The organism is Clostridium sp., assembly GCF_030532265.1.
Taxonomy (GTDB): domain Bacteria; phylum Bacillota; class Clostridia; order Clostridiales; family Clostridiaceae; genus Clostridium.
On the sequence record NZ_JAUNLM010000092.1, the window covers coordinates 1 to 4623 of the forward strand.

Annotated in this window: 7 protein-coding genes; 6 read left to right on the forward strand and 1 reads right to left on the reverse strand. The window is 26.9% G+C overall.

What is annotated here, in order from left to right; genetic code table 11:
• The first annotated feature begins 1093 nt into the window (after positions 1-1093).
• The 6 genes from Q4E08_RS11505 (at position 1094) to Q4E08_RS11530 (ending at position 3988) form a co-directional block, all read left to right on the forward strand.
• Positions 1094-2032 (forward strand): hypothetical protein, encoded by a 939-nt coding sequence (locus tag Q4E08_RS11505; protein WP_303131090.1) that lies wholly within the window; start codon positions 1094-1096, stop codon positions 2030-2032.
• Between the two features lie 50 nt (positions 2033-2082).
• A complete protein-coding gene (locus tag Q4E08_RS11510) occupies positions 2083-2937 on the forward strand; it encodes a hypothetical protein (protein ID WP_303131092.1) in 855 nt (284 codons plus the stop codon).
• 18 nt (positions 2938-2955) lie between these two features.
• Positions 2956-3111, forward strand: coding sequence for a hypothetical protein (locus tag Q4E08_RS11515; RefSeq protein WP_303131093.1), 156 nt, complete (start codon positions 2956-2958; stop codon positions 3109-3111).
• The gene (locus Q4E08_RS11520) at positions 3111-3353 is read left to right on the forward strand and encodes a DUF6718 family protein (RefSeq protein ID WP_303131094.1); all 243 of its coding nucleotides are present in this window, start codon (positions 3111-3113) and stop codon (positions 3351-3353) included. The genes Q4E08_RS11515 and Q4E08_RS11520 overlap by 1 nt, the downstream gene beginning before the upstream one ends.
• Before the next feature lie 8 nt (positions 3354-3361).
• Positions 3362-3565 (forward strand): hypothetical protein, encoded by a 204-nt coding sequence (locus Q4E08_RS11525; protein ID WP_303131095.1) that lies wholly within the window; start codon positions 3362-3364, stop codon positions 3563-3565.
• Between the two features lie 261 nt (positions 3566-3826).
• Positions 3827-3988 (forward strand): hypothetical protein, encoded by a 162-nt coding sequence (locus tag Q4E08_RS11530; RefSeq protein WP_303131097.1) that lies wholly within the window; start codon positions 3827-3829, stop codon positions 3986-3988.
• A gap of 136 nt (positions 3989-4124) precedes the next feature.
• Here the strand turns inward: Q4E08_RS11530 and Q4E08_RS11535 are convergent, their stop codons facing one another.
• The gene (locus Q4E08_RS11535) at positions 4125-4547 is read right to left on the reverse strand and encodes a replication/maintenance protein RepL (protein ID WP_243289727.1); all 423 of its coding nucleotides are present in this window, start codon (positions 4545-4547) and stop codon (positions 4125-4127) included.
• Positions 4548-4623: the final 76 nt, after the last annotated feature.

The following is a 4623-nucleotide window of genomic DNA, read 5'->3' on the forward strand; positions in this document are numbered from 1 at the left end:
TACTGAAATTTCAGTACAAGAAAAATGTCAGCATTTCTTGTCATAAAGCCATTTACAGGGAATTAAGATGAATTTTACTCTTTTCTATTATAAATAATAGATGAAAAATTAAGCGAATTTAAATATAAATAAATGCATTTAGCATTTATTTATATTTGGGACGTTGTCCCAAACCCTAGGAGGGTTTTACCCTCCACCCAGCAGGAGGTACTCCTCCTGCACCTCCGTTTATTCACTTGCCGTTTAGCAGGAAGTCGCATTTTATCAAATGCAACTTCCGTTGCAAAGTGTTTGGCTTTCATTCCATCAAGGGTATATAAACTCGTCGTACCTCCTCGCCCTTGATTCCATTCTCAGCCTTTTTTAAAAGGCTATTTTAACTTTACCTAAATAGATTTTTTTATTGTGAAACTTAAATTTGAATAACCGTAATCGAGTGAAAGATACAATGATAGGCATTTCGAGTTTACAAGAAATGCCTATCATTGTATCTGGAGGGAAGATTTAAGGTTATTCAAATTTATAGTTGAACTTAAAAAATCTATTTCATAGACTTTAATTTTTTTATATGATTCAATAGATCTGCATATCTTATTTAAGTATTTTCCTATTATTTTTTTAAAATTCAATTCCTTAAGAAATTTATTTTTAGCTATTTAACTCAAAAGAAAAAAGTGTTATACTTATATTAATTTATTTATAATACAGTAAAATAAACGGCGTAAGACGATTATTTTACTAAGCTAACATTTAAGTTTTTTTAATACTTTAATTATGTGTGATACACTAAGACGATTTACTTAGAGTATGTTTAAACCTTACGGTGTAATTAAAGTTTGAAGAAGGATTACTTTTTAATAGTAAATAAGTTAGGCATTGAGCTGAAACAAATGTTAGTTAAATTAAATTAAGCCGAAGTATTAATCGGTAATTTGGGGACAGAATTGTCTGTACCATAAATTGAGGTTGTTTATTTTATTAATAAACATTAGGATTAAAGGAGCATTACTTCCTAAAGCCCAGGCGTATTAAATGCCAAAACAATGCGTGTGTCTCAACGATAAATTAAATTCAAGAAAGAGGAGTAGTTTCAATGGCTGCTAAAAAACTCAAAGGAAGTTTAAAACATCAAATAATAATGAGCTTAGATCCGTTACAGGCGTATGGAGAAAGTAAACATGAAGCTAAAAAGATAGAAAAAGCTAGATGTGCAGCGTTAGGGATTCCTTGGAATCCGACACGAGTTGAAAAAATTTATTCTATAAAGACTTATGATTTATATAAAGATAAATGTATTAGATTCGGTGAATGGGCTAAAAAAACTCATAAGATAGGTAACAATATAAATAATTTAAATAAAGATTTAGCTAGAAAGTATTTAGAGTATAGAGAACAAGCTGGTGATAGTCCACATTCTTTAAGAACTCATGGAGCTGCAATGGCTAAATTGCTTAGATGTAGTTCAGCAGATTTTGGATTTAACTATCCTAAAAGAACTAGAGAAACTATTACAAGATCCAGAGGAGATAAAATGCATGATAGTGAATTTTCTATAATAAAGAATAAAGATATAATTGACTTTGGAAGAGGTACTGGTCTTAGAAGAAGTGAATTAAGCTTATTGAAACCAGAGCAGATAAAAATAAATGATAATGGTAGAGTTGTAATAGAAATAAATAAAGATAAGTATGGTTGCCAATCCAAGGGAGGTAGGAGCCGTACAGTAGAGGTTTTAAGAGAATATCAGGATCATATAATCTCTATGAGAGATAAAGCTTTAGAGGAGCATAGAGAAACTGTATTTAACAAAGTACTTAATAGAATGGACGAGCATGCTCTTAGAAGGGAATATGCAGGACTTAAATATAAAGAGATAGAAAATATTAGGATAGATAATAAAATTGAAATTAAAGGCGATTATCATACTAGAGATGGTTCTCATAGAACTTTTGATAGAAGTATTCTGAAAGAAGTATCTGAAAATTTAGGGCATAACAGAATAAACGTTGTTGTAAAACATTATCTTGATTAAGTTTAACGGGAGAGTATTCTCCCGTTATTTTATAGTTGGAGGAGTTCAAAGTGTCAATAAATGATTTTAATAATATTAAATATGGTGTTAAAGGAACTTTTGGTTATAAAGTTTATTCGAGTAAAGAAGAATTTGATAAAGAAAAAAACTATGATATTGTCTTAAGCGAGGAAAATTATGATAGTTTAATGAGTGAGTTAATTGAACTTAGAAAAATGAAAGTTGAATATATTAAACTTTTAGATAAAGAAAAGTATTTAAAAGGTTTAAGTCCTGAAGAAAAATCATTAAGAACAGAATATGTTAATTCTATAAAAAAAGAGCTTGTAGAAGTAAAAGAAAATTATAATGACTTAGTAGAAAAGTACAATAAAGTAGTACCTAATTACAATAAACTTTTAAAAGAAAATGAAAATTTAAGAAAAGATAAAAATAGTAACTGGGAAAGTGAAACTAAAACTAGAATAGAATTAAGAAAAAAAGTTAATGAATTACAAGATAAAAATAATACTTTAAGTAGTATTATTGGGCGTTGGCAGCATAAATATGAAAAATTAAAGTTACAAAAAACTAAGAAAAAGAAACCTGATTATTATAATATTAACGAAATAAATGGTTACTATGAAGGTGCAGATTTATTTATAGAGGATCGTATGTACACTGGAACATATTATTTTATAAAAGGAAAAGTAGCTGGATATAAGTTTAATAAAACATTAAGTGTATTAATACCAGTTCCACAAACAAGTACATTTGATGAAGTTAAAGGATACATAGATAGTAAGGTAAATCATAATTTAAATGATTTAATAGATGATAGACATAATAAGCTATGGAAAGCAGATATAGATTTTAGAAGAGGAATGTGGCGTTTGACATTTATATGTGATGATCAAAGAAAATAAAAGGAGTGTTTAATACAAATGGATTTATATAAAGAGTTTTTAAAATATAGTTATAATGAACTAAAGGAATTGTTTAAAATGGCTAAAACTAAAGAGGAACAGGATTTCTATATGGCTTTAGCTAATTTAAAACTTCAAAAAGAACAAAAAAAAGTAATCAAAAAGGAACATTAATGGTTTATTTAATAGCTACAAAGAAAGAAATAGACGGTTGTTATGCTTTAAAAGCAGAGATTGGAGATAAATTAGCTGCGTTATCGAAGTATTTAACATTAGCAACACTAGAAAAAGGAATTGAAATACTTACTGTAAGCTCTAAAGAAAGTTATAGTGAATATGCTCCATATAGAATAATTGATAATGAATTAGATTTTATAAATATAGTTCTTAATTTGCAAAAAAAGATATCAATATAGGAGAATTTGTGAAAATGGAAGTTAGTGAAATAGATTTTATAAAAAGTTATTTAGATAAAGGATATAAAGTTAATGGAGCAAGTAATAGTTTAGATATGGCAATGTATTTGCTAAAAGAAAATAATGAAATAAAACTAATAAAAAAGAAAAGTAGGTTCTTCGGTTTATATACTTATGATGATTGTATAGTAATAAATAAAAATAATTTATAAAAAATATGAAAAAGAAATTTTATGAAGGTAATATTTAATTGATTCCATTTTTGAAGAAAGGAGATGATATATATGGAAATGAAACATCACTGTTATTGTAATTTCATACAACAAAAGGATGGACGTTATGTATGTAAGAGATGCGGTAAAATATATACTGTAGCTAAGTATATAAATAAAAAATAAGCTGAGAAAATATTTAACATTTACATTAATAGTAATATAATATAGTTATTACTATTAATGTTGGAGGTGTATATTATGAGAGGTCCTGGTGATCACGATAGAACTTATACAAATGAATCTGATGGTCAAAAATTTTATGGATATGATAATGACAATGGAACAACTGATTGGTACACAGAAGATGGTACTTTAGATAGTTATACAGAAACACCATCTGATGATGATGATGATTGGTAGATGAAAAATTATTTAATCTATGATAAAATAAAGTTGTTCATTTTGCAATGAACAACTTTATTAATTAAAAAGTCAATAATAATTCAAATATTTTCTAAAAGTAGATTTATAAAATAACTTTTATAAATCTATTTTTTTATATTTTTTCTGATTCTTCTGTAAACCTAGTTAATAAAGCTTTTTCTTTAGCTGCATCACCTTTATGTAATAGTTTAGGACTAATCATTATAAAGTTTGGTTTTGTAACAATTATTTTATTATCTCTAAGTAATTTTAAGGTTTTAACAACAGTATCTAAAGAAACATTGCATTTTTTAGCAAGATCTCGATTAGTTATAGATAAAACATTAGTTGATTTATCCATATGTTTTAATATATAACTAATAACAGTCATTTTTTTATTCCCAACTCCATCAAGCATTTGAATAATTACACCTAAGTATGCTATAACGAAATTTCCACGAGGAACTTTTTTAGTTATGGTTGATGTTTCTAAAACTTCTCCAGTTTTCTGATTAACCCAAATCTCATTCTCCTCTATCAGTACATCGGTATTCAATACTTCTCCCCCTTTTTTGCTAAGTTACAGATAATATTATACCATGTTTTTTTAAAAAAAACAGTACAAAAACAGT

Bases quoted from the DNA above. Each gene is read 5' to 3' on its own strand.
- Q4E08_RS11505 (WP_303131090.1), top strand. From the start codon at position 1,094: ATGGCTGCTAAAAAACTCAAAGGAAGTTTAAAACATCAAATAATAATG.
- Q4E08_RS11520 (WP_303131094.1), top strand. From the start codon at position 3,111: ATGGTTTATTTAATAGCTACAAAGAAAGAAATAGACGGTTGTTATGCT.
- Q4E08_RS11515 (WP_303131093.1), top strand. From the start codon at position 2,956: ATGGATTTATATAAAGAGTTTTTAAAATATAGTTATAATGAACTAAAG.
- Q4E08_RS11530 (WP_303131097.1), top strand. From the start codon at position 3,827: ATGAGAGGTCCTGGTGATCACGATAGAACTTATACAAATGAATCTGAT.